Source organism: Luteibacter sp. 329MFSha (assembly GCF_900111665.1).
Lineage (GTDB): Bacteria > Pseudomonadota > Gammaproteobacteria > Xanthomonadales > Rhodanobacteraceae > Luteibacter.
The window spans coordinates 1-22,449 of sequence record NZ_FOJE01000001.1; the positions used below are offsets into that span (position 1 = coordinate 1).

Sequence of the window (22,449 nt, forward strand, 5' to 3'; positions counted from 1 at the left end):
CGCCCAGGTAGGAGCGCGCCGTGCGCGCGACATCTTTTGAGGCCGTGAGCGTCAGGTCCTGCGGCGCCTCGCGAAGACATGTCGCGCGCAGGGCGCGCTCCTACGGTGGATGAGCGGGAGCGGCATGCGCGTCACCAGCGCCCGATCAGATGCTGCACCAGCAGGCTCGTCAACGCGACGGCAGCCCATACACCGAGACCCAGCAGGATCGGTCGCGGTCCTGTGGAGGCCATGCGGCGCAGGTCTGCGGAGAGACCGATGGCGGTCAGCGCGACGATGATCAGGCACTCGGCGACGAAGTGGATGACCGGCAGGGCGGCGTCGGGGATGACGCCGGCGGTGCGGATCGCCGAGGCGACCAGGAACCAGAGGATGAACCACGGAAAGATGGACGCCAGGCGGAAATCGGAGGCGCCACCGCGCTTCTCACGCCACGCCACGATCAGTGCGATCGCGAGGCAGATCGGAATGATGAGCGTGGCCCGGGTCAGCTTCACGATGGTCGCGTAATCGCCGGCGGCATGGCTGTAGCTATAACCGGCCGCGACCACGGACGAAGTGTCGTTGATCGCCGTGCCGGCCCACAGGCCGAACCCGAGGTCGGACAGGCCGAGCCAGTGGCCGAACGCGGGGAAGGTCAGGACGGCGACCAGATTGAAGAGGAAGATGGTCGAGATGGCGAAGGCGGTGTCGTGCTCGTCCGGCTTGACGATGGGCACGACCGCGGCGATGGCCGAGCCGCCGCAGATGGCGGTACCCACGCCGATTAGCAGCTTCAGCGTGTCGTGGACGCGCAGCAGGCGCCCCAGTCCCCACGCGGCGAGACCCGCCGCGGCGACGGTCGCGAGCGTCACCGATAGCGACTCCAGGCCGGTCTTCGCCACCTGGGTGATGCTCAGGCCGAACCCGAGCGCGATGATCGACCACTGCAGGACCTGCTTCGACGCGAAGCGGATGCCGGGCAGGAACCGGGAGGAGGGCGGGGCGAACTGGCGCACCAGGATGCCCAGCACGATGCCGCAGACGGCGCCTCCGACGAGCGGCATCAGGCGGCCGAGCCCGAAGGCGACGGCGGCGACGCCGAATGCCAGGAGCAGGCCCGGCACGCGCGAAGGGGTTGGCGAGGTGGCGGTGACGGCGGACACGGCAGTGGATTTCCGGATTGCGAAGGCTGCATTGTCGGTGGCCGTGCCCGATAAGGATATTGAAAATGGCTTATCAACGGTATAAGAAACATTGATGCATGCGATCAGTCCCCGCCAGCTCGACGTGTTCGTCGCCATCGCCACCACCGGCAGCGTGCGCGCCGCGAGCGAACGCCTGTTCCTGAGCCAGCCGGCCGCGAGCATGGCGCTGGCCGAGATGGAGCGTCAGCTCGGGGCGCCGTTGTTCGCGCGCGAGCGCGGCCGCCTGTCGCTCAACGACCGTGGGCGCGAATTGCTACCCCTCGCCCGTGAACTGATCGAGCGCCACGCGGAGTTCGCCCGGCGGGCGCAGGGGACGCCCACCGAAGTGGCGGGCGAGATCGGTATCGGCGCCAGCAACACGGTGGGCAATTACCTCGTGGGCGAGCTGCTCGGCGACTTCGCGGCCGCTCATCCGGGCGTGTCGCTCCGGCTCGGCGTCGCCAATACCGCGCGCATCGCGCAAGGCGTCCTCGATCACGATTACGACGTCGGTTGCGTCGAAGGTCCGGTGACTCATCCGTCGCTGGAGGCGAGGCCGTGGCGGGACGATCGCCTCGTCGTCTGCGCGCGGCCCGATCATCCGCTGGCCGCGAAGAAACGCCTGCGCCGCGAGGATTTCGCCGGCGAGCGCTGGGTGCTGCGTGAGCGTGGCTCGGCCACGCGGGCGTTGAGCGAGCGGGCGCTCGCGGAGCTGCCGGAGGGAACGACGGTTCTGGAGCTGGATCAGTCCGAGGCGATCAAGCAGGCCGTGATCGCGGGCCTGGGCATCGCCTGCCTCCCCGAGGTGGCCATCGGGGACGCCGTGCAGGCGGGGCGCCTCGCGGTGTTGCCGACGCCGTTCCTCGACCTGCGACGGAGCCTCACCGTGCTGCTGCACCGGCAGCGCTATCGCGGCGCGGTGCTGGAAGCGTTCCTGGCCAGCCTGTGAAGGCAGGCTCGCCGCATCACGCCAGCACGCAGCGATTTTTCCCACTGCGCTTGGCCGTATACATCGCACCATCGGCGGCGGCGACGATGTCGTCGTAGCCGGCGCCGGGATGGAACAGGGTGACGCCGATGCTCGCGCCGATTCGGGCGGGCACGCGTTCACCGCTCACGTTGAGCGTGTACGGCTCGGCGACCGCGTCGCAGAGCGACTGGCAGCGGCCCAGCGCGCTTTCGGCGTCGTCGGCACCCTGCAGCAGCACGGCGAACTCGTCGCCGCCGAGGCGGGCCACGGTGTCGGTGCCGCGCGTGCGGCCGTCGATGCGCGCCGCGATGGCCTTGAGCAGCTCGTCGCCCGCCGCGTGCCCGTGCCCGTCGTTCACGCCCTTGAAGCCGTCGATGTCGATGTATGCGAGCGCGAACGGATCACCGCCATCGCTGGCGCTGGCGATCGACGCTTCGAGTCGCTCCCGGAACAGCAGGCGGTTGGGCAGGCCGGTGAGGGCGTCGTGCGTCGCCTGATGGCGAACGAGCTCCTGCATCCGCGTGCGTTCCGCCACTTCGCTGGTCAGCTGCGCGTTGCGCACCGAAAGCTCGTCGAGCGCCTGTTGCAGCAGTGCGCGGGCACGGTAGAGCTCGAGGAAGATCTTCACCTTCGACTGCAGGATCACGTCGTTGATCGGCTTGGCGATGTAATCGACCGCGCCCGCGGTGTAGCCCTTGATGCGGTTGATGTCGTCGGCATAGGCGGCGGTCACGAAGATGATCGGCGTCTCGCTCATGTGGTCGGCTTCGGAAATGAACTGCGCCACCTCGAAGCCATCCATCTCCGGCATGTTCACGTCGAGCAGCACCAGGGCGAACTGGTGGTCGAGGCACAGCGCGAGGGCTTCGTTGCCGCCGGCGGCCTCGTAGATGTCGGCATCCACGCGCGCGAGCAGGCGGCGCATGGCGACGAGGTTGGCGGGGGTGTCGTCGACGACGAGGATCTTGGGACGCATCGTACTCATGGCAGGCAAAGGGAATTGAGGTGGGCGGCGATGGCGTCGAGGGGGAGGCAGGCGTCGGCGCCCGCGATCTCGAGCCCGGCGCGGGGCATGATGTCGGACTCGGCGTCCTCGGGATCCTGCACGACGGCATGCCCGCCGGCGCGGCGCACGGCGGCGAGACCGCGCGCGCCGTCGGAATTCGCGCCGGTCAGGAGCACCGCGACGAGCCGTTCGCGCCAGGCATCGGCGGCGGTCTGGAAGAGCACGTCGATGGACGGCCGCGACCACGCGACCTTCTCGTCGACGCTGAGCGAGAAATAGTGATCTTCCTCGATCAGGAGGTGGTAACCGGTGGGTGCGACGTGCACCATGCCCGGCGTGATGTGCGACCGTTCCAGGGCTTCCGCGACCGGGAGCGCGGAGACCCGCGCCAGCAGTTCCACGAGCAACGAGACATCGGCGGAACCCGTGTGGCAACACACGATCACCGCCGCGGTGAGATTCGGCGCGAGGCCGGGCAGAAGTCTCTGGAGGGCGGTCAGCCCGCCCGCGCTGCAGCCGATGACGATGGCGTCGTGCCGGCTCATCGCGTCAGTGGCCTCGCGCCGATGCCACCGACCTGGTAGATGCGCAGCGCGTGGTCGACGTCGGTGAATCCGCTGGCGGCGGGGGAGAAGTCGATGTTCTCGCGCGTGCCGAGGCAGAGGAACCCACCGCGGACGAGGCTGTCGCGGAAGAGGCCAAGCGTGCGGTCCTGCAGCGTGTTGTTGAAGTAGATGAGCACGTTCCGGCAGAGGATCAGGTGCGCCTCGCAGAAGACCACGTCGGTGACGAGGTTGTGGTTGAAGAACGTGACGTTGCGGCGCAGCCGCTTGTCCAGCTTGATGAAGTCGTAGCGCGCGCTGTAGTAGTCGCTGAACGACAGCGTGCCGCCGGCCTCGAGGTAGTTGCGCGACCAGTCGCGCGCGTCGCGCGCCGCGTAGATGCCTTCGCCGGCGGCCGCGAGCGCGGCGTCGTTGAAATCGGTGGCATAGATGCGCGAGCGCTCGTAGAGGCCGGCCTCCTCGAGCAGGATCGCGAGGGAGTAGACCTCCTGACCCTGGGCGCACCCCGCCTGCCAGATGTTGATCTGCGGGTAGGACGCCAGCACCGGCAACACCTTCTCGCGCAGCGCGCGGAAGACCTGCGGATCGCGGAACATCTCCGAGACCGGCACGGAGAGGCCCTGGATGACGTGGCCGACGAAGCCTTCCTCGTGGAGCACACGGCGATTGAGTTCGCTGATCGTCCCCGTGCCGTGTGTCTGCACCAGTTGCAGCACGCGGCGCTTCAGCGACGCGGGAGCGTAGTCGCTGAAGTCGTGTCCGTGGCGCAGCTGCATGGCCCTGACGAAGAGCTGGATCTCGATGTCCTCGACGTCCACGTCAGACCTTCGCCGGCAGCCAGACGCGGATCATGGAGAGCAGGCGGTCGACGTCGATGGGCTTGGACAGGTAGTCGTTCGCACCGGCCTCCAGGCACTTCTCGCGATCGCCCCGCATGGCCTTCGCCGTGAGCGCGATGATGGGCACGCGCGCGACGGCGGGTTTCGCCCGGATCTCGCGCATGGTCTCGTAGCCGTCCATGACGGGCATCATGATGTCCATCAGCACGAGTTCGATGTCGGTGTCCTTGTCGAGGGTGTCGAGCGCCTTGCGGCCATCCTGCGCCATGACCACCTCGATGCCCTTCGCGCGCAGCACCTTGCTGAGCGCAAAGAGGTTGCGCATGTCGTCGTCGACGAGCAACACGCGGCGGCCGCGCAGGTCGCCCTCGTCCGGCTCGCCGCCGCCTCCCCTGACGGGCGCGGAGGTGTCCGGCTTCGCGCTTCCGCCATGCCGGATCGAATGCAGGAAAAGGCTCACTTCGTCGAGCAGGCGGTCGGGCGAACGGGCGCCCTTGACCACGATGCTGTCGGTGTACTGCCGGATGCGCATGCTTTCCTCGCGCGACAGGTCGCGTCCGGAGTAGACCACCACGGGCGGCGTGTGCTGGCCCTGCGAAAGGCGTTCGAGGAATTCGAAGCCCGACATGCCCGGCAGACCGAGGTCGAGCACGATGCAGTCGTAGGTCGTCTGGGTCGTCTTCGCGAGCGCCTCCTCGCCCGAACCGGCCTCCTCGATGACGACGGCGTCGTCCTTGAGCAGGCTGCGGACGGCGGCACGCGCGCTCGGGTCGTCGTCGACGACGAGCAGGTGGCGCGTGCGGCCTTCCGCGAAGTGCAGCAGGCGCTCGAAGGCGGTGGTGATCGATTCGCGGCTGACCGGCTTGGTCAGGAAACCCACCGCGCCGAGTTCGAGGCCGCGGGTGGCGTCGTCGGTGGCCGAGATGAAGTGCACGGGAATGTGCCGCGTCGCCGCGTCGCCCTTCAGTCGTTCGATCACGGTCCAGCCGTCCATGCCCGGGAGCATGACGTCGAGCAGGATGCCGGTCGGGCGGTAGCGACGCGCGAGGGCGAGGCCGGACTCGCCATCGGCGGCCGCGAGGACGCGGTGCCCCTTGCGATGGATCATGTCCGCGAGGATGCGTGCGAAGGCGGGGTCGTCCTCGACGATGAGGATGGCGGTATCGCCCGGCTGGATCGCGTCGCGGTCGTCGTCGATGCCGTCGGCGATCAGCGAAGGCGACAACGGCAGCGTGGCTTCCGCGGCGGCGCGTTCGAGCGGAACCGGTTCGGGACGCGAGCCGCTCTCCGGCGCTTCCTCGGGCAGGTAGATGGTGAAGGTGCTGCCTTCGCCAGCCTTGCTGCGGAGTACGATGTCGCCGCCGAGCAGTTCGGCGATGCGGCGCGAGATGGCCAGTCCCAGGCCGGTGCCGCCGTACTGCCGGCTGGTGCTCGCATCCACCTGCTCGAACGCGTGGAAGACGCGCTGGAACTTGTCCTCGGGGATGCCGATGCCCGAATCGGTCACCGCGATGGCGATCGCGCGCGACGCGTCGAGTCCCGCGGGAAGCGGGGCGTCGGCGGCGGGCCGCGCGATCTCGACGTCGACCCGGCCGCTGGCCGTGAACTTGAACGCGTTGCTCAGCAGGTTGTTGACCACCTGTTCGAGCTTGCCGCCGTCCGTGCGGATGGAGGCGGGCAGGCCCGGCTGCAGCCGGACCTCGAAGGCCAGCTTCTTCTCCTGCGCCACGTGGTTGAACGTGCGGCCCAGCGTGCGCGCGAGATCGGCGAGCGGGAACGCGTCGACGACGAGTTCCATCTTGCCCGCCTCGACCTTCGACAGGTCGAGGATGTCGTTGATCAGGCGAAGCAGGTTGGAGCCGGCGTCGTGGATGATCCGCGCCGATTCGACCTGCTCCTCGTTGAGGTTTTCGTCGTCGTTGTCGGCGAGGCTGCGCGAAAGGATCAGCAGGCTGTTCAGCGGCGTGCGCAGCTCGTGCGACATGTTGGCGAGGAACTCGGACTTGTACTGGCTCGCGCGAGCCAGTTCCTCGGCCTTTTCCTGCGTTTCGCGTTGCAGGGCCTCGAGGGCGTCCTTCTGCTCGTTGAGCGTGAGGCTCTTCTCGCGCAGTTCCTCGTTCGAGGCGTGCAGCTCCTCGGTCTGCACCCGCAGTTCCTCCTCGGACGCGACGAGGCGCTGCGACTGTTCCTGGAGCTCGGCGGTCTTCGCCTTGAGTTCGTCGTTGGTGCTGCGCAGGTCTTCCTGTTGCCGGCGCATCGCTTCCTCCGACGCGCGCAGTTCGTCGGCCTGGCTGCGGGTCTGCTCGAGCAAGGACGCGGTGCTGATCGCCCGTCCGAGGTTCTCCAGCGACAGCGCCACGATCGGCGTGAGTTCGTCGAGCAGCTGTTCCTGCACCAGCGTGAGCTGCGCGAAGCTCGCGACCTCGATGACACCGAGCAAGGTGTCGCGCGACACCACGGGAACGACCACGACGCTGCGCGGCGGCGCCTCGCCGCTGCCCGAGTGGATGCGCGTGTAATCCGACGGTACGTCCTGCAGCACGATGGTGCGCCGTTCGATGGCCGCCTGGCCGACGAGGCCCTCGCCGAGCGCGTAGTCCGCCGTGACATGGCGGCGTTCCTTGTAGCCGTAGCTGCCCAGCAGCTCGAGCCGGCCGGTGCCTTCGCGCAGGAGATAGAACACGCCGAAGCCGGCCTTCAGGCAGGGCACGAGCTCCGACATCAGGGTGGTGGCGAAGTCGCGATAGGTGGTGGCCCCCTGGAGCCGGTTGGAGATCGCGGTCACCGAGCTCTTCAGCCACGTCTGGCCCGCCGTTTCGACGGCCATCTCCTTGAACACCTGCAGCGCGCGGGCGATTTCGCCGATCTCGTCGCGGCGCGTGAGCTGGCGCACTTCGATGTCGTGGTCGTGGTTCGCCAGTCGCGTCATCAGACCCGTCATCTTCACGATCGGGCGGGTGATCAGGCGGAAGGTCATGGCGATGACCAGCGCGCCGATGACCAGGCACAGCGCGAGCGAGGCGAGATCGATGTAGCGGGTTGTCTCCAGCTCGCGATCGAGTTCGGCGTTGCGCTTGTCGAGCAGGGCGTGTTCCGTCGCGGACATCTGGCCGATGAAGCCGCGGATCTCGCTCATGCGCACGGTGCGATTCTGGAAATACGTGCCGCGGATGGATTCGCGCGCGACGACGCCCTCGGGTGTCTGCGCGTTGCCGATGGCCCGCATCGGTTCTAGGCCGCTCTTGAGCACTTCGACTTTCCAGCGATCGAGCATCTCCTGCAAGCGGTCGAGGCGCGACTGCTGCAAGGGATTGTCGACCGTGAGCTGGCGAAGGCTCGCCATCGCCCGGGCGAGTTCGCGATCCGCGGTTTCGAAGTCGGCGTACTCGTCGCTGGACTGGTTCAGCAGGTACCCACGCGCGCCGGCCTGGCGGGCCTGCGCGGCGTTGCTGACGTCGGCCAGGGTGAGCAGGACGACGTACGTATGGGACGACCAGGCGCGGGCGTCCTTCTCCCGCGTGAGCGAGGTCAGGTTGCCCAGGCTCGCCGCCACGAACAGCACGAGCAGCGAGGCGATGGCGATGACGATCTTGCGTTGCAGGGGCTGGTCGGCCAGCCAGGATCGCGTCTTTTCGTTGGAAGACATGCAAGGACCAGTGAGAAGTGGAACGGGGCTGTCGCTCGGTAACCAGTACACCGGCGACGAGGTCGCCAGCGTGACGTCCGGCTCAGGGTGTGACGCCGGTCACGCGATCGCCGGGTCCTTCCGCCGCCACGAGGGTGCGACAAGTGTGCCACGGCGGACGGCGATCGCCAGGCAGGCGGCGGTCACCACCGAGCACAACCCGAGCGCCACCACCGACGCTTCGGCGCCGAAGGCGCCCCCGGTCAGCCAGTCGGGCCCCTGCATGTGCGAGACGAGCAGGCCGTGCTGCTCGAAGCCCGACACGGGGATCCCGTAGAACGGCCCCTGCATGACGTTCCAGGCCGCATGGGCGCCCATGCAGACCCACAGGGAGCGGGTGACGTGATAGAGCAGACCGAAGAGCAGCCCGGCTTCGATGGCGATGGCCAGCGCGCTCCACGTCGTGGCGTTGGGGTTCCAGATATGCAATCCGCCGAAGACGGCCGCCGACACCAGCAGGGCCGCCCAGGTGCCGAGGCCTTCCTCCACGATCCGGAAGATCACGCCCCGGCTGACGATCTCCTCGCCCACGCCGGCGCCGACGCCCACCACGAGCACGGGTCCGAGCCAGGCGATCCCCGTATCGACCCGGTCGACCGCGTAGGCCCCGAAGCTCCACAGGCTGCCGACGATGAGCGAGAACAGCAGCGCGCCACCGAGGAGGCCGGCGACGAGGTGCGGCAACGCCTTGCGTGCCGCGAGCTCGTCCACCCGTCGGTGTTCGATGAAGCGCACCAGCAGCCAGTAGGCGAGCACGGGCGGAAGGAGTCGAAGGGCCTCGATGGAGGGCGTCACGTCCGCCCACGGGATGTCGCCATGGGGAAGCCCGAGGGCGTCGCGCAACAGCCGCGTCGCGGCGCCGATCGCGACGAGCAGGACGAAAAACGCCACGATCCGCCCGAGTGGCGAACGCAGGAGGCGCAGCGGCAGCGTCGGGGCGGGTATCGCGTCGGTCATGGCGGCGTCATGTGGTGGCTCGCGCGCAGTCTACGCAGGCATGATGGTGCTCCGATACAAGATCGTGCGAAGCCCGTTCCGGTAACGTGCCCGGCGTGGGCGCCTGCCCGGACCCTCCCTGGAAACCGTCGATGGCCATCCCCTCCGAAAACGACCCGTCGAGCCCGCAGAACCGGCGCGAGCAGACCTTCCCGCAGCTGAGCGAGGACATGGCGTCGCGCCTGGTCAGGTACGGCGTCGAGGAAACGGTGCCCGCCGGGACGATCCTGTTCCGCCGCGGCGACCGCCAGAGCGACTGCTTCTTCGTCATCGAAGGCCGCATCGACATCTACGACTTCGACCAGAACGGCGAGCCCGTCGTCTTCGTCGAGCATGGCCCGAACCAGTTCACGGGCGAGGTGAACCAGTTCAGCGAGCGGCAGATCATGGTCAGCGCCCGCACCGGCGTCGACTCGCGCCTGGTGCGCCTCGACACGCGCTCGTTCCGCCGCCTGATCACCGGCGAGCCGGACATCGGCGAGGTGATCATGCGCGCGTTCATCCTGCGCCGCGTGGGCCTGCTGCAGACCGGGCAGGGCGGCATCACGCTGCTCGGCTCCTCGCATGCCGCCGACACCGTCCGGCTGCGCAGCTTCCTGATCCGCAACGCCTACCCTCACCGGTTGCTCGATACGGACGTGGACGACGAAGCCCGCCACATGATCGAAGGGTTCGGCCTCACGCCCTCCGAATGCCCCGTGGTCATCCTGCCGGACCGCCGCGTCCTGCATTGTCCCACCACCACCGCGCTGGCCGACGAGCTGGGCATCACGATCGTGCTGGACAGCGCGCACGTGCACGACGTGGCCGTGATCGGCGCCGGACCGGCGGGCCTCGCCGCGGCCGTGTACGCGGCATCGGAAGGCCTGGACACGCTCGTCCTCGAGGCGCTGGCGCCGGGCGGGCAGGCGGGCACCAGCTCGAAGATCGAGAACTACCTGGGCTTCCCCACGGGCATCTCGGGACAGGCGCTCGCGGGGCGCGCGCAGGTGCAGGCGATGAAGTTCGGCGCCCACATGGCGATGGCGCGGACGGTCACCGGCATGGATTGCACGCGGCACCCGTATCGCCTGCTGCTCGACGACGGTACGACCGCCAGCGCGCGCGCCGTCGTCGTCGCGACCGGCGCGCGCTACCGCAAGCTCGACCACCTGGACTACGAACGCTTCGAAGGGCAGGGCATCCAGTACGCCGCGACGGCGATGGAGGCGGCGCTGTGCGCCGGTCAGGAGGTCGTGGTCGTCGGTGGCGGCAACAGCGCCGGCCAGGCGGCGGTCTTCCTCGCGCGCACCGTGGCGCATGTCCACATCATCGTGCGCGGCGACGGCCTCGCCGCGACGATGTCGGATTACCTGGTACAGCGCATCGAACAGTCGCCCCGGATCACGCTGCACCCGCGCTGCCAGATCGATTACCTCGAAGGCGACACCTACCTGCGCGAGGTCGGCTGGAAGTGCGCCGATGGCCAGTCGGTACGGATCAAGGTCGGTAGCCTGTTCGTGATGATCGGCGCCGAGCCGAACACCGCCTGGCTCCACGACTGCCTCGATCTCGATCGCAAGGGCTTCGTGCTCACCGGTCGCGATGGCGACGGCTATGCCACGCCGTCACCGTATGCCACCACTCTGCGCGGCGTCTTCGCCGTGGGCGACGTGCGCTCGGGTTCCATCAAACGCGTGGCGTCGAGCGTCGGCGAGGGATCGGTGGTAGTGCAGGCCATCCATCGGTTCCTGAATCCCTCGCCGGTTTAGGAGGGCACTGGGTCTACATGGTGCGGAAACGCGTTCGCCGGACCGTATGCGGTGTGTTCGGGACGTGCGTGAACGGGTAGAAGCTCCTGGGCGATAGCGATCCCGTCGCAGATGGTCGACGGATCGATCGCGGCCAGTCCGGTGTGTACGGCGTACTGGCATCGGAAGCGATACGCCAGTGGATAGCGTTGCCCGTACCCTGTATCACGGTGCTTTGGTAAATGTTGACCGCCGTGGCCGAGCGAAACGCCGGCAAGGGTTCGGATGCCAGCGAGTCGGTGGATGAGTGGCGTGACGCTACCCGGGAGCCTCGGGTGGCCACCGATGAATTCGTCGCCGAACTCAGTCGTCGGCTGTGTTGACGAAGGAACTCCTCGCTGCGATAGATGATGAGCTCGTTGTCGAAGCCCTGTACGGAAGCGGTGAATGCGACGTTTCGGATCTCGTAGTGGCCGGGGAGCAGCTCGCTGGCATGCCGCCGACGGCCTTCGGGAAGCGTTATCGGACGCGTAAGGGATAATTCTCCTGCGTTGGTCGGAAGCGATCCGCGCCGCGGCTCGATAGCGACGGTGTTTCTTGCGCCCTGGACCGAGACGCCACCGAATGCCCCGACGAGTGAGTATCCGGTAGGGCCTGAGCCACTCGGAAGATCGCCCGTCGTGGCCCGCCTGCTGGCATGCGCCTCATGGGACAGGCCTTGTGGAAGATCGATCGGCAACATCGCTGAGGTCCCTCTCGCATGCCTCGATAGTATGGCTGTCGCGAACCAACGCCATCTGCCTTGCGTCGTAGGTCACACCTCGATGGCAGCCGCATGCTCCCGCGTTGCCGAAAAACGCACCGTCGGCCAGCGTTCCTGCGCCAGCTGGAGATTCACGCGTGTCGGCGCGAGGTAGACCAGTTCGCCCGCCGCGTCGATGGCCAGGTTGCCGGCATTCTTCTCGCGGAACTCCTCGAGCTTCTTCGCATCGTCGCAGTGGATCCAGCGTGCGGTGGCGACGCCGACCTGCTCGAACGTTGAATCGACGTTGTATTCGTCCTTGAGGCGATAGGCCACCACGTCGAACTGCAGCACGCCGACCGCGCCGAGAATCAGGTCGTTGGACATCAGCGGGCGGAAGAACTGCGTGGCGCCTTCCTCGGACAGCTGTGCCAGGCCCTTCTGCAACGCTTTCATCTTCAGCGGATCGCGCAGGCGCGCGCGACGGAACAGTTCGGGCGCGAAGTTCGGGATGCCGGTGAACGACAGCGCCTCGCCTTCGGTGAAGGTGTCGCCGATCGTGATCGTGCCGTGGTTGTGCAGGCCGATGACGTCACCCGGATACGCGCGTTCGACGATCTCGCGATCCGACGCCATGAACGTCAGCGCATTTGCGATGCGCACTTCCTTGCCCGTCCGCGTCTGCTGCATCTTCATGCCGGCGGTGTAGGTGCCGGAGCAGACGCGCATGAAGGCGACGCGGTCGCGGTGCGCCGGATCCATGTTTGCCTGGATCTTGAAGACGAAGCCGGTGAGCTTCTCTTCCTCGGGCTTCACTTCGCGCGTGAGCGTGTCGCGCGAGCGCGGCGACGGCGCGTGCTGGACGAAGAAGTCGAGCAGCAGCTGCACGCCGAAGTTGTTGACGGCCGAGCCGAAGAACACCGGCGTCTGCTTGCCGGCGAGATAGGCCTCGAGGTCGAACGGATTCGATGCGCCCAAGACGAGTTCCAATTCGTCGCGCAGTTCGTCGAGCGCCGCCTGGCCGATGCGTTCCGCGAGTTCCGGATGATCGAGGCCCTTGAAGATCGTGGAATCCTGGCGCGTGAAGTTCTTGCCCGGTTCGAACACGTGGACCTCGTCGAGCAGCACGTGGTAGACGCCCTTCAGGCGCGACCCCATGCCGATGGGCCAGGTGAGCGGAGCGCAGGCGATGCCGAGCACCGATTCGACTTCGTCGAGCAGTTCGATCGGGGCGCGTCCCTCGCGATCGAGTTTGTTGATGAAGGTCATGATCGGCGTGTCGCGCAGGCGGCAGACCTCCATGAGCTTGATCGTGCGCTCCTCGACGCCTTTCGCGCAGTCGATGACCATGAGGGCCGAGTCGACCGCCGTGAGCACGCGATACGTGTCCTCGGAGAAGTCCGCGTGGCCCGGGGTGTCGAGCAGGTTGACGATGGCGTCGTCGTACGGGAACTGCATCACCGACGAGGTGACCGAGATGCCGCGCTCCTTTTCCAGCGCCATCCAGTCGGACGTGGCGTGGCGCGCGGCCTTGCGGCTCTTCACCGATCCGGCCATCTGGATGGCGCCGCCGAACAGCAGCAGCTTTTCGGTCAGCGTGGTCTTGCCCGCGTCGGGGTGGCTGACGATGGCGAAGCTGCGCCGCCGGCGCGTTTCGGTAAGGTGGCTGGACATCGGTGCGGAGTCGCTGGTGTTGGCTAACCCATTATTCTAACAGGGTCCGGCGAGGCGAGATCGCGGTAGGAGCGCACCTGGGCGCGATGCATGCTTGCCTCGGTACCCATCGCGCCCAGGTGCGCTCCTACGGCGCGGTCGGGAAGGCAGCGTCCAGCCATTCCGGCACCGGGATGCCCTTGTCGCGGAGGAACCCCGGGTTGAACAGCTTCCCCTGGTAGCGCATGCCGCCGTCGCAGAGCACGGTCACGATCGTGTGGCCGGGGCCCAGTTCGCGTGCCATGCGGATGGCCCCGGCGACGTTCACGCCGCTGGAGCCCCCGACGCAGTAGCCCTCCCGGTGGAGGAGGTCGTGCAGGAGGGGGACCGATTCGTCGTCCGGTATCGACCAGGCCACGTCGATCGGCGCGGCCGTGAAATTGGCCGTGAGGCGGCTGTTGCCGATGCCTTCGCTGATCGACGAGCCGGAGGACGCCACGGCCTCGCCGGTGGTCGCGTAGCCCGCGAAGATCGATCCGGCCGGGTCGGCGAGGCCGATCCGGATACCCCGGCGGCGGGCCTTGAGGGCGGCCCCGACCCCGGCGATCGTGCCGCCGGTGCCGGCCGCGCAGACGAAGCCATCGACGCGGCCGCCCGTCTGCTCCCAGATCTCGACGCCCGTATGGGCCTCGTGCCAGGCGCGGTTGGCCGGGTTGTCGAACTGGTCGGCGAACCAGGCGCTGCCGGGCTCGGTCGCGTTCATCGCCTCGGCCATGGCCCGGGCGACCCGGGCGTAGTGGTTCGGGTCCGTGAACGGCACCACGGGCACGAGGCGGATCTCCACGCCCATGACCCGCAGCGTGTCGATCTTTTCCTTGCTCTGGGTGTCGGGCATCACGACGACCGTCCGGTAGCCCCGGCTGGCGCCGAGCAGGGCCAGGCCGATGCCCGTGTTGCCCGCGGTGCCTTCGATCACGGTCGAGCCGGGCCGCAGCAGTCCGCGCCGTTCGGCGTCAGCCATCAGCCCCAGGGCGGTGCGGTCCTTCACGGAGCCGCCCGGGTTCATGAACTCGGCTTTGGCGAGGATCTCGCAGCCGGTCGCCTCCGAGGCGTCGCGGAGGCGAAGGAGGGGAGTGTTGCCGATGGCGGCGGCGAAGGAGTCGTGGATGGTCATGGGGTCATCGTAACCGAGGTCCGTGGGGGAATGGACGCTCGAGGCGAGCACCCGTTCGCCCGCCAGCGGGCTTCCCACAGCGGATTCCGTCCCGTGCGGGGAGCCCGTCACATATTGGACATCTAGCCATCTGGACGTCTAAACGGCTGTTGACACGGCGTCGATCGGTGCGTATCGTCGATCGCACTCATCGAGACCGGCTGAGGGACAGGCCCTTTGAAGCCGGGGCAACCTGCGGATTTCCGCGACGGTGCCAACTCCTGCGGGGCGTGTTCGCACGCCAGCCGATAGATGGGAATGTCCGCTCCGGGCGTGCGTTTCGCGCACCCGTCGTGCCGACAGTCCGCCTCACGGTCCCGCGAAAGCTCGATCCCGACCGCAGGAAACCGGACATGTCAGCAGAGCCCGCCACCGTGATCTCCTTCCCCGATACGGCCCCCGCCGCGGCCCGCCGCGCGAACGACCTGAGCGAGCAGCGCGGCACGCGGCGCGTGATCGTCACGCCGAAGTACGGCAGCGATCCCGTCGAGGTCGACGTCCGCTACCTGTGGTGCGGCGCGCCGCATGCCCCGACGATCGTCGTGCAGGGCGGCATCTCGGCCGACCGCGACGTCTGCGCCGGCCGCGATCGCGCGACGGGCTGGTGGCAGGAACTCGTCGCCGAGGGCGGCGCGATCGACCTGGCCGAATGCCGCGTGCTCTCCATCGACTGGCTGGTTCCTGCCGACCTGGGCGATGTCTCCTCGATCTCCAGCGAGGACCAGGCCGCGGCGCTCGCGGCGCTGGTCGACGAACTGGGCATCGGCCGGGTGCATGCGTTCATCGGTTCGTCGTACGGTGCCATGGTGGGGCTGGCCTTCGCCGCGGCGCACCCCGCGAAGGTGAAGTCGCTGGTGCTGCTGGCCGGCGCGCACCGTCCGCATCCGCTCGCGACCGCGCAGCGCTCGGTGCAGCGTGGCATCGTTCGCCTCGGTATCGGTTCCGGCCGCACGGACGAGGCGTTGGCACTGGCGCGTCAGCTGGCGATGACGACGTACCGCGGCAGCGAGGAGTTCTCGCGCCGCTTCGCCTCCGGCCCCGAGCTGCGCGACGGCCGCTTCCATTTCCCCGTCGAGGATTACCTCGAACACGCCGGTCGTCGCTTCGTGGAGCGTTTCGATCCCGAGCGGTTCCTCGCGCTGTCCGAATCCATCGACCTGCACGACATCCAGCCCGAGCGCGTCGCCGCGCCGACGGTGCTGGTCGGCTTCCCGTCCGATCGCCTCGTCCCGCTCGCCGACCTGTTCGAGCTGCAGCGCCGCCTCGGCGGTACCGCCACCCTCGAAGTCGTGGACTCGCCGTACGGCCACGACGCCTTCCTCAAAGAAACCGTGCAGCTCGCTCCCGTGCTGCGTCACGCACTCAACGACTGTCGCGGAGACCGCTAAGCCATGACCGATACCCGCCTGTGTACCCGCGCCGTCCGCGCCGGCATCGAATCCGACACGCAGCACGGCGCCGTGGTGCCGCCGCTGCACCTGTCCACGAATTACTCGTTCGACGGCTTCGGCCGCAAGCGTGCCTACGACTACTCGCGCAGCGGCAACCCGACGCGCGACCTGCTCGCCGAGGCGCTGACGGAACTGGAAGAAGGCGCTGGCGCCGTCGTGACGGGAAGCGGCATGTCGGCGGTCGCGCTGGCCCTCGAACTCGTGCCCGCGGGCGCGCTCGTGCTCGCCGCGCATGATTGCTATGGCGGTACCTGGCGCCTGCTCGATGCCTGGGCGAAGAAGGGCCGCTTCAGCGTGCGCTTCGTCGACTTCACGGACCCGGCGGCGCTGGCGGAGGGCCTCGCGGCGAAGCCCGCGCTGGTCTGGATCGAGACGCCGTCGAACCCGCTGCTGCGGATCACCGACGTGCGTCACGTGGCGCAGGCCGCGCACACCGTCGGCGCGCTGGTGGTCGTGGACAACACGTTCCTTTCGCCGGCGCTGCAGCAGCCGATCCGCCTCGGCGCCGACATCGTGGTGCACTCGACGACGAAGTACATCAACGGTCACAGCGACGTCGTGGGCGGCGCCGTGATCGCGGCCGACGCGGCGGTCGCCGAGCAGCTGAAATGGTGGGGGAACTGCAACGGCCTGACCGGCTCGCCGTTCGACAGCTTCCTGACGCTGCGCGGCGTGCGCACGCTCGCCGTGCGCCTGCGCGCGCACGAGGAGAACGCCCATCGCGTGGCGGCATGCCTCGACGCGCACGACGTGGTCGAGCGCATCTACTATCCCGGCCTGGCGACGCACCCCGGCCACGCGCTCGCGCAGCGCCAGCAGAACGGTTTCGGCGCGATGCTGAGCTTCGAGATCGCCGGCGGCACCGACGCGATCCGGGCGTTCGTCGATGGGCTCCGTTATTTCTCCCTGGCGGAGTCGCTGGGAGGCGTGGAAAGCCTCGTCGCGCATCCCGCCACCATGACGCACGCGTCGATGGCGCCCGAGGCGCGTCGCGTCGCCGGTATCGCCGACAACCTCCTGCGCCTGTCGATCGGCATCGAAGACGGCGACGATCTGATCGCCGACATCGAGGCGGGCCTCGCGCGTGCGGCCGCCGTGACGCCGGCAGCCAAACGCAAGGTTGGCGCATGAACGCCGTGGCGATCGCGCCGCAGGCGCAGTCGGCGCCCCGCACGGCGGTGGTCTTGCTCGGTACCGGCGTCGTCGGCCGCGCGCTGCTGACGCTGCTCGGCACGCCGGCCGCGCGCTCGCTGCGCCTGGTCGGTGCCGCGAACTCGAAGCGCCAGCACGTGCTCGCCGAGGGCGTCGCGCCGGCCGACGTCGCGCAGCATCTCGCGCGTGGCAGGGAAGGGCGCGACAACGCGCCGTTGCTCGCCGCGCTCGATGCGGCCGGGGCGGACCGCAAGGTCGTCATCGATGCGACGGCGTGCGCCACCGAGGCGAGCCGCCATGCCGAATGGCTCGCGGCCGGGTACCACGTCGTCACGGCGAACAAGGCGCTCGCGGGCGGCCATCTTTCGGGCTGGCGCGCCCTCCAGCAGGCGACCTCGACCGGGTCCGTCTATGGCGACGCCGCGACCGTCGGCGCGGGCCTGCCGGTGCTGTCGACCCTGCGCCGCCTGCGTCATTGCGGCGACAGCCTGCTGACGCTCGAGGGCGTGTTCTCCGGCTCGCTGTCGTGGCTGTTCAACCAGTACGACGGGAGCCGGCCGTTCTCGGCGCTGCTGCGCGACGCGCGGCGGCTCGGCTTCACCGAGCCCGACCCGCGGTCCGACCTCTCCGGCGAAGACGTCGCGCGCAAGCTGCTGATCATCGCGCGCAACGCGGGTTTCGCGCTCGGCAGCGACGAGGTCGAGGTCGAAAGCCTCGTGCCCGAGGCGCTGCGCGGCGTCGACACGGCGACGTTCCTCGGTCGCCTGGAGGAACTGGACGAACCGCTGCGCGCGCGACACGCGCAGGCGACGGCGAACGGCAAGGTGCTGCGCTATCTCGCGCGGCTGAACCAGCGCGGCCGCGCACGGGTCGGCCTCGTCGAAGTGGGGCCTGACCATCCGGCCGCGCGCCTGTCCGGCACCGACAACCAGTTCGCGCTGACGACGACGCGTTATCACGCGACGCCGCTGGTGATCCAGGGACCGGGCGCCGGTCCGGAGATCACCGCGCAGGCGCTGCTCGGGGACGTGCTGGCGCTCTGAGAGCCGGTCCGCTCCTTCGCGACGACCGATCGCCCGGCGGTGGATCCCCGCTTTCGCGGGGATGACGGCATCGGCGACGTCGAGGGGTCCGTCATCCCGGCGCACGCCGGGATCCACGTCCCCGGTCCACAGAGGTGCGCCATGTCCCCCAAAAAAAACCGCCCCTCGGGGCGGTTTTTTTCGTATCAGCGATGGCCGGTGACGCGTTCGGCCTCGTCCGCGCTCGGCGGGAGGTCCGGCTGGCCGGGAAGCACCTCGTCGTGGTGGAAGCGCGCGGCCTCGACCATCGGCGTGCGCCAGCCCGTGGCGATGCCCCAGAAGTAGAAGATCGCGCCGAGCACGGCGACGAGGGCGAGGTCGTAGCCGTAAGGGATGTAATCGTGGCCGCCGAACGTCTTGCTGCCCGCCCACGACACCAGGGCGATGACCGGCAGGTAGACGATGAGCCACCACGCACCCCTGAGATGGCGACGGAAGTCTTCCCAGCCGCTCTTCGCGGTGTAGTAGAAGTAGATCGGCAGCGCCACGACCATCAGCAGGATGATCTCGCCGGTCAGCGGCCACTTCGCCCAGTAGAGCAGTTCGGTGGCGAAGATGAAGGCCAGCGCCGCCAGGATCGGGAGGCCCGGAATGCGCAGCGGGCGCTTGAGTTCCGGCGCCGTGCGGCGCAGCGTCATCACGCTGACCGGGCCCGTGAGGTACGAGATGATCGTCGAAACCGAGATCACCGCCGCCAGCGTGCCCCAGCCGCGGAAGAAGAACAGGAAGATGAAGCTCACCACGAGGTTGAGCCACATCGCCGGGCGCGGAATGCCGAAGCGCGGGTGGATGTGGCCGAAGATCTTCGGCAGCTGCCCGTTGCGCTCCATCGCGTAGATCATGCGCGCGGTGGTCGCGGTGTACGTGGCGCCGGTGCCGCTCGGGCTGACGAAGGCGTCGGCGTAGAGCAGGATCGCCATCCAGTTGATCATCAGCGCGGTCGCGAGCTGCGCGAACGGCGAGGCGTACTCGAGGCCGGCCCAGCCATTGCCGAGCTGGTCCGGCGGCACCGCGCCGAGGAACGCGACCTGCAGGAGCACGTACACGACGGTGGCGAGCAGGATCGAGCCGATCACCGCGAGCGGCACGCTGCGGCCCGGGTTGCGCGCTTCACCGGCGAGGTTCACCGGGCTCTGGAAGCCGTTGAAGCTGAAGACGATGCCCGAGATCGCGACGGCGGTCAGGATCGACGAGATGTCGATCGCATGGTTGCCGCCGTGGGCGCCGATGTGGAAGTTGCCCGGGTTCCAGCTCGTCGCGATGAGCGCGACGCCGGTCGCGGCCGGTACCACGAGCTTGAAGACGGTGATCGCCGTGTTGCTCTTGGCGAACAGCTTCACGCTCCAGAAGTTGAGGAAGAAGTAGACCAGCACCAGCACCACCGCGATCGCGAGACCGGGCGGCGTCAGTTCGCCGTGCCCGTTCGTCACGACGTAGAGGTCCTTGGTCCATGCCGCCCATTCCCACGGCCAGGAGGCCATGTACTGGACCGACGCCTCGGCCTCGACCGGGATCACCGACACGATCGCGATCCAGTTCGCCCAGCCCGCGATGAAGCCGACGAGCGACCCGTGCGAGTAGTGGCCGTAGCGGACCATGCCGCCGGACTCGGGGAACATCGCGCCCAGTTCCGCGTAGGTGAGGGCGATGAACAGGATGATGACGGCGCCGATGATCCAGGCGTAGATGGCGCCGGGACCGGCGAGCTGGGCGGCGTGCCAGGCGCCGAACAGCCAGCCGGAGCCGATGATCGAGCCCAGGCCGGTAAGCATGAGGGCAAAGGCGCCGACGTCGCGGCGGATAGCGCTATGGGACATGGTGACTCCGGTCGGACGGGACGGGTTGGACCCCGGCCCGGGGCGGCACAAGGGCCGGATGATGACAGCCCCGGCCGCGCCTGTCAGCCTGCACCCGCCCAATACAAGTGGCGCCGCGTCGATATACACTGACCGACGCGGTAGGGATGAAGGGGGTCGGATGCGCTCGAAGGTGGTCGCCAGCGGCATGTTGCTCGTTGCCTTGACGGCATGCGGCGTCGCCGCGGCGCAGGAGCAGTGGAGCGACAAAGGGCGGCTGATCGATTCGGAGTCGTACGACCGTACCGCCAAGGGTTTCTACTTCACGCTCTACCCCGGCGAGGACCCGGTGCAGGCCGTGCGGCGCTGCGCCATCGCGATGCGCGAGCTGGGCCGCCTGTCGTCCGTATCGTGCTTCGCGTACACGAGCCGGCAGCGCTTCGAGACCCGTCGCGGCAAGCTGCGGGTGTGCTATTCGGCGGTCGCCAACTGGTGGGGCGAGGACGAACCGGTGCGCGTCGAGACGGTCGACCGCCTGCCGCGCCTCTGTCCGGTCCGTTGATCGCCATGCCGCCGGCATGCACGGCGGCCCGATTCAGCACTCGATGACGTTGACCGCGAGGCCGCCGCGCGAGGTTTCCTTGTACTTGTCCTTCATGTCGCGGCCGGTGTCGCGCATGGTGGCGATGACCTTGTCGAGCGAGACGTGGTGCTTGCCGTCGCTCTTGAGCGCCATGCGGCTGGCGTTGATCGCCTTGACCGCGCCCATCGCGTTGCGTTCGATGCAGGGGATCTGCACGAGGCCGCCGATCGGGTCGCAGGTGAGGCCGAGGTTGTGCTCCATGCCGATCTCGGCGGCGTTCTCCACCTGCGTGACGCTGCCGCCGAGCGCGGCGGCCAGGCCGCCGGCGGCCATGGAGCAGGCCACGCCGACCTCGCCCTGGCAGCCGACCTCAGCGCCCGAGATCGAGGCGTTTTCCTTGTAGAGGATGCCGATGGCGCCGGCCGTCAGCAGGAACTGGATGACGCCCTCTTCGGACGCGCTGGGGCAGAAGTGCCGGTAATAGTGCAGTACCGCAGGGACGATGCCGGCCGCGCCATTGGTCGGCGCGGTGACGACGCTGCCGCCGGCGGCGTTTTCCTCGTTCACGGCGAGCGCGTAGAGGTTCACCCAATCGAGGATCGTGAGCGGATCGCGCAGCGACGCTTCCGGCTGGGCGCGCAGCTCGGCGGCCATGGCGGGCGCGCGGCGGTTGACCTTTAGCCCGCCAGGCAGCACGCCCGGCGAGCGCAGCCCGCGCGCGACGCAATCCTGCATGGCCTTCCAGATGCGCAGCAGGCCCGCGCGCGTTTCGGATTCCGGCCGCCAGATGCTTTCGTTGCGCATCATCAGTTCGGCGATGGTGAGGCCGTGTTCCTTGCACAGCGCCAGCAGCTGGTCGCCGGTGGAGAACGGGTACGGCTGTTCGCTCGTGTCGGCGACGATGCGGTCTTCGGCCGCCTCGTCCGGATTGACCACGAAGCCGCCGCCGACGGAGTAGTAGTCGCGCGTGGCGAGCTCGTTGCCGTCGGCGTCGTACGCCGAGAAGCGCATGCCGTTGGTGTGGAACGGGAGCTTCTGGCGCTTGTTGAAGACGAGATCGGCCTTCTCGTCGAACGCGATCTCGTGGCGGCCAAGGATGCGGATGCGCTTCGTGCCGCGGATGCGTTCGAGCGTGGCGGGGATCGTGTCCGGATCGACGCGGTCGGGCCACTCGCCTTCGAAGCCCAGCAGCACGGCCTTGTCCGTGCCGTGGCCGCGGCCCGTCATCGCCAGCGAGCCGAACAGCTCGCAGCGGACGCGGGCGACGCGCTCCAGCACCCCTTTCTCTTCGAGCCAGTGCTCGGCGAAGCGCGCGCCCGCGCGCATCGGGCCCACCGTATGGGAAGACGACGGGCCGATACCGATCTTGAAGAGGTCGAAAACGCTGACTGCCATGGCTTCGGGGTGTGGCTTGGGGGAAATAGCCCGCTATTCTACGCTGCCACGTCTTCCGGCCCATACACCCGCGCATGTCCGCCTTCACGTTGTTCCAGCGCGACGACTGCCATCTCTGCGACCAGGCCCTGGCCGTGCTCGCCGAGGCGCGCTTGCCGGAATTCGAATCGGTGTGGATCGACGACGACGACGCGCTCGAGGCGCGTTACGGCATCCGCGTGCCCGTGCTGCGCCGCGGCGACGGCGAGGAGCTGGAGTGGCCGTTCGATGCTGCGACGGTGCGCGCCTTCGTATCGCACACCCCGTAGGAGCGCGCCTTGCGCGCGACATGTTTTGAGGCCGTGGCTGGGAGCTGGCGCGCGAACTTGGGGACTGCGGCGAAGAGCTGTCGCGGCCGGGTCCGCTCCCACAGCGGCTTCGCCGCCAC

Annotated in this window: 17 protein-coding genes and 1 riboswitch; of the genes, 7 read left to right on the top strand and 10 right to left on the bottom strand. The window is 68.5% G+C overall.

Annotated elements, in window-relative coordinates; all coding sequences use genetic code 11:
• Nucleotides 1-131: 131 nt before the first annotated feature.
• The gene (locus BMW54_RS00005) at nucleotides 132-1,145 is read right to left on the bottom strand and encodes a YeiH family protein (protein WP_254778953.1); all 1,014 of its coding nucleotides are present in this window, start codon (nucleotides 1,143-1,145) and stop codon (nucleotides 132-134) included.
• A gap of 94 nt (nucleotides 1,146-1,239) precedes the next feature.
• Between BMW54_RS00005 and BMW54_RS00010 the strand changes: the two genes are divergently transcribed.
• Entirely contained in the window at nucleotides 1,240-2,115 is an 876-nt protein-coding gene (locus BMW54_RS00010; protein ID WP_090051920.1) for a LysR substrate-binding domain-containing protein, read from the top strand.
• Nucleotides 2,116-2,131: 16 nt separating this feature from the next.
• Here the strand turns inward: BMW54_RS00010 and BMW54_RS00015 are convergent, their stop codons facing one another.
• The 5 genes from BMW54_RS00015 to BMW54_RS00035 form a co-directional block, all read right to left on the bottom strand.
• A complete protein-coding gene (locus BMW54_RS00015) occupies nucleotides 2,132-3,112 on the bottom strand; it encodes a diguanylate cyclase domain-containing protein (protein ID WP_090051922.1) in 981 nt (326 codons plus the stop codon).
• 5 nt (nucleotides 3,113-3,117) lie between these two features.
• Nucleotides 3,118-3,687, bottom strand: a complete 570-nt coding sequence (locus tag BMW54_RS00020) for a chemotaxis protein CheB (RefSeq protein ID WP_090051924.1) — start codon at nucleotides 3,685-3,687, stop codon at nucleotides 3,118-3,120.
• Complete coding sequence (locus BMW54_RS00025) at nucleotides 3,684-4,523, bottom strand: CheR family methyltransferase (RefSeq protein WP_254778955.1); 840 nt, start codon at nucleotides 4,521-4,523, stop codon at nucleotides 3,684-3,686. The genes BMW54_RS00020 and BMW54_RS00025 overlap by 4 nt, the downstream gene beginning before the upstream one ends.
• Before the next feature lies 1 nt (nucleotide 4,524).
• Nucleotides 4,525-8,190 (bottom strand): response regulator, encoded by a 3,666-nt coding sequence (locus tag BMW54_RS00030; RefSeq protein ID WP_090051926.1) that lies wholly within the window; start codon nucleotides 8,188-8,190, stop codon nucleotides 4,525-4,527.
• 99 nt (nucleotides 8,191-8,289) lie between these two features.
• Nucleotides 8,290-9,186: a CPBP family intramembrane glutamic endopeptidase gene (locus BMW54_RS00035; RefSeq protein WP_090051928.1), complete on the bottom strand. Its 897-nt coding sequence runs from the start codon at nucleotides 9,184-9,186 to the stop codon at nucleotides 8,290-8,292.
• A 131-nt stretch (nucleotides 9,187-9,317) separates the two neighbouring features.
• Here BMW54_RS00035 and BMW54_RS00040 point away from each other — a divergent pair, with 131 nt between their 5' ends.
• Nucleotides 9,318-10,976: an FAD-dependent oxidoreductase gene (locus tag BMW54_RS00040; protein ID WP_090051930.1), complete on the top strand. Its 1,659-nt coding sequence runs from the start codon at nucleotides 9,318-9,320 to the stop codon at nucleotides 10,974-10,976.
• A gap of 793 nt (nucleotides 10,977-11,769) precedes the next feature.
• Here BMW54_RS00040 and BMW54_RS00045 read toward each other — a convergent pair.
• Both BMW54_RS00045 and BMW54_RS00050 read right to left on the bottom strand, forming a co-directional pair.
• Nucleotides 11,770-13,371, bottom strand: a complete 1,602-nt coding sequence (locus BMW54_RS00045) for a peptide chain release factor 3 (protein WP_090051931.1) — start codon at nucleotides 13,369-13,371, stop codon at nucleotides 11,770-11,772.
• A gap of 127 nt (nucleotides 13,372-13,498) precedes the next feature.
• Nucleotides 13,499-14,524 (bottom strand): cysteine synthase A, encoded by a 1,026-nt coding sequence (locus BMW54_RS00050; protein ID WP_090055505.1) that lies wholly within the window; start codon nucleotides 14,522-14,524, stop codon nucleotides 13,499-13,501.
• Nucleotides 14,525-14,708: 184 nt separating this feature from the next.
• Nucleotides 14,709-14,822: riboswitch (SAM riboswitch) on the top strand.
• Nucleotides 14,823-14,916: 94 nt separating this feature from the next.
• Between BMW54_RS00050 and BMW54_RS00055 the strand changes: the two genes are divergently transcribed.
• From BMW54_RS00055 to BMW54_RS00065, 3 genes are read left to right on the top strand one after another with little or no spacing between them, the layout of a single operon-like run.
• Nucleotides 14,917-15,951, top strand: a complete 1,035-nt coding sequence (locus BMW54_RS00055; RefSeq protein ID WP_090051933.1) for a homoserine O-succinyltransferase MetX — start codon at nucleotides 14,917-14,919, stop codon at nucleotides 15,949-15,951.
• 3 nt (nucleotides 15,952-15,954) lie between these two features.
• Nucleotides 15,955-17,145, top strand: coding sequence for a cystathionine gamma-synthase (gene metB, locus BMW54_RS00060; protein ID WP_090051934.1), 1,191 nt, complete (start codon nucleotides 15,955-15,957; stop codon nucleotides 17,143-17,145).
• Entirely contained in the window at nucleotides 17,142-18,209 is a 1,068-nt protein-coding gene (locus tag BMW54_RS00065) for a homoserine dehydrogenase family protein (RefSeq protein WP_090051936.1), read from the top strand. Before metB ends, BMW54_RS00065 begins: the two co-directional genes overlap by 4 nt.
• A 185-nt stretch (nucleotides 18,210-18,394) precedes the next feature.
• Here the strand turns inward: BMW54_RS00065 and BMW54_RS00070 are convergent, their stop codons facing one another.
• Nucleotides 18,395-20,065: an APC family permease gene (locus BMW54_RS00070; RefSeq protein WP_090051937.1), complete on the bottom strand. Its 1,671-nt coding sequence runs from the start codon at nucleotides 20,063-20,065 to the stop codon at nucleotides 18,395-18,397.
• 187 nt (nucleotides 20,066-20,252) lie between these two features.
• On the opposite strand from BMW54_RS00070, the gene BMW54_RS00075 reads away from it, so the two are divergent.
• On the top strand, nucleotides 20,253-20,606 hold the full coding sequence (locus BMW54_RS00075) for a hypothetical protein (RefSeq protein ID WP_175472724.1): 354 nt from the start codon (nucleotides 20,253-20,255) through the stop codon (nucleotides 20,604-20,606).
• Between the two features lie 33 nt (nucleotides 20,607-20,639).
• Here BMW54_RS00075 and BMW54_RS00080 read toward each other — a convergent pair whose 3' ends face one another.
• Nucleotides 20,640-22,022 carry an L-serine ammonia-lyase gene (locus BMW54_RS00080; protein WP_090051940.1) on the bottom strand — a complete coding sequence of 461 codons (1,383 nt, stop codon included), beginning with the start codon at nucleotides 22,020-22,022 and terminating at the stop codon, nucleotides 20,640-20,642.
• A 74-nt stretch (nucleotides 22,023-22,096) separates the two neighbouring features.
• Here BMW54_RS00080 and BMW54_RS00085 point away from each other — a divergent pair, with 74 nt between their 5' ends.
• Nucleotides 22,097-22,330: a glutaredoxin family protein gene (locus BMW54_RS00085; protein ID WP_090051942.1), complete on the top strand. Its 234-nt coding sequence runs from the start codon at nucleotides 22,097-22,099 to the stop codon at nucleotides 22,328-22,330.
• Nucleotides 22,331-22,449: the final 119 nt, after the last annotated feature.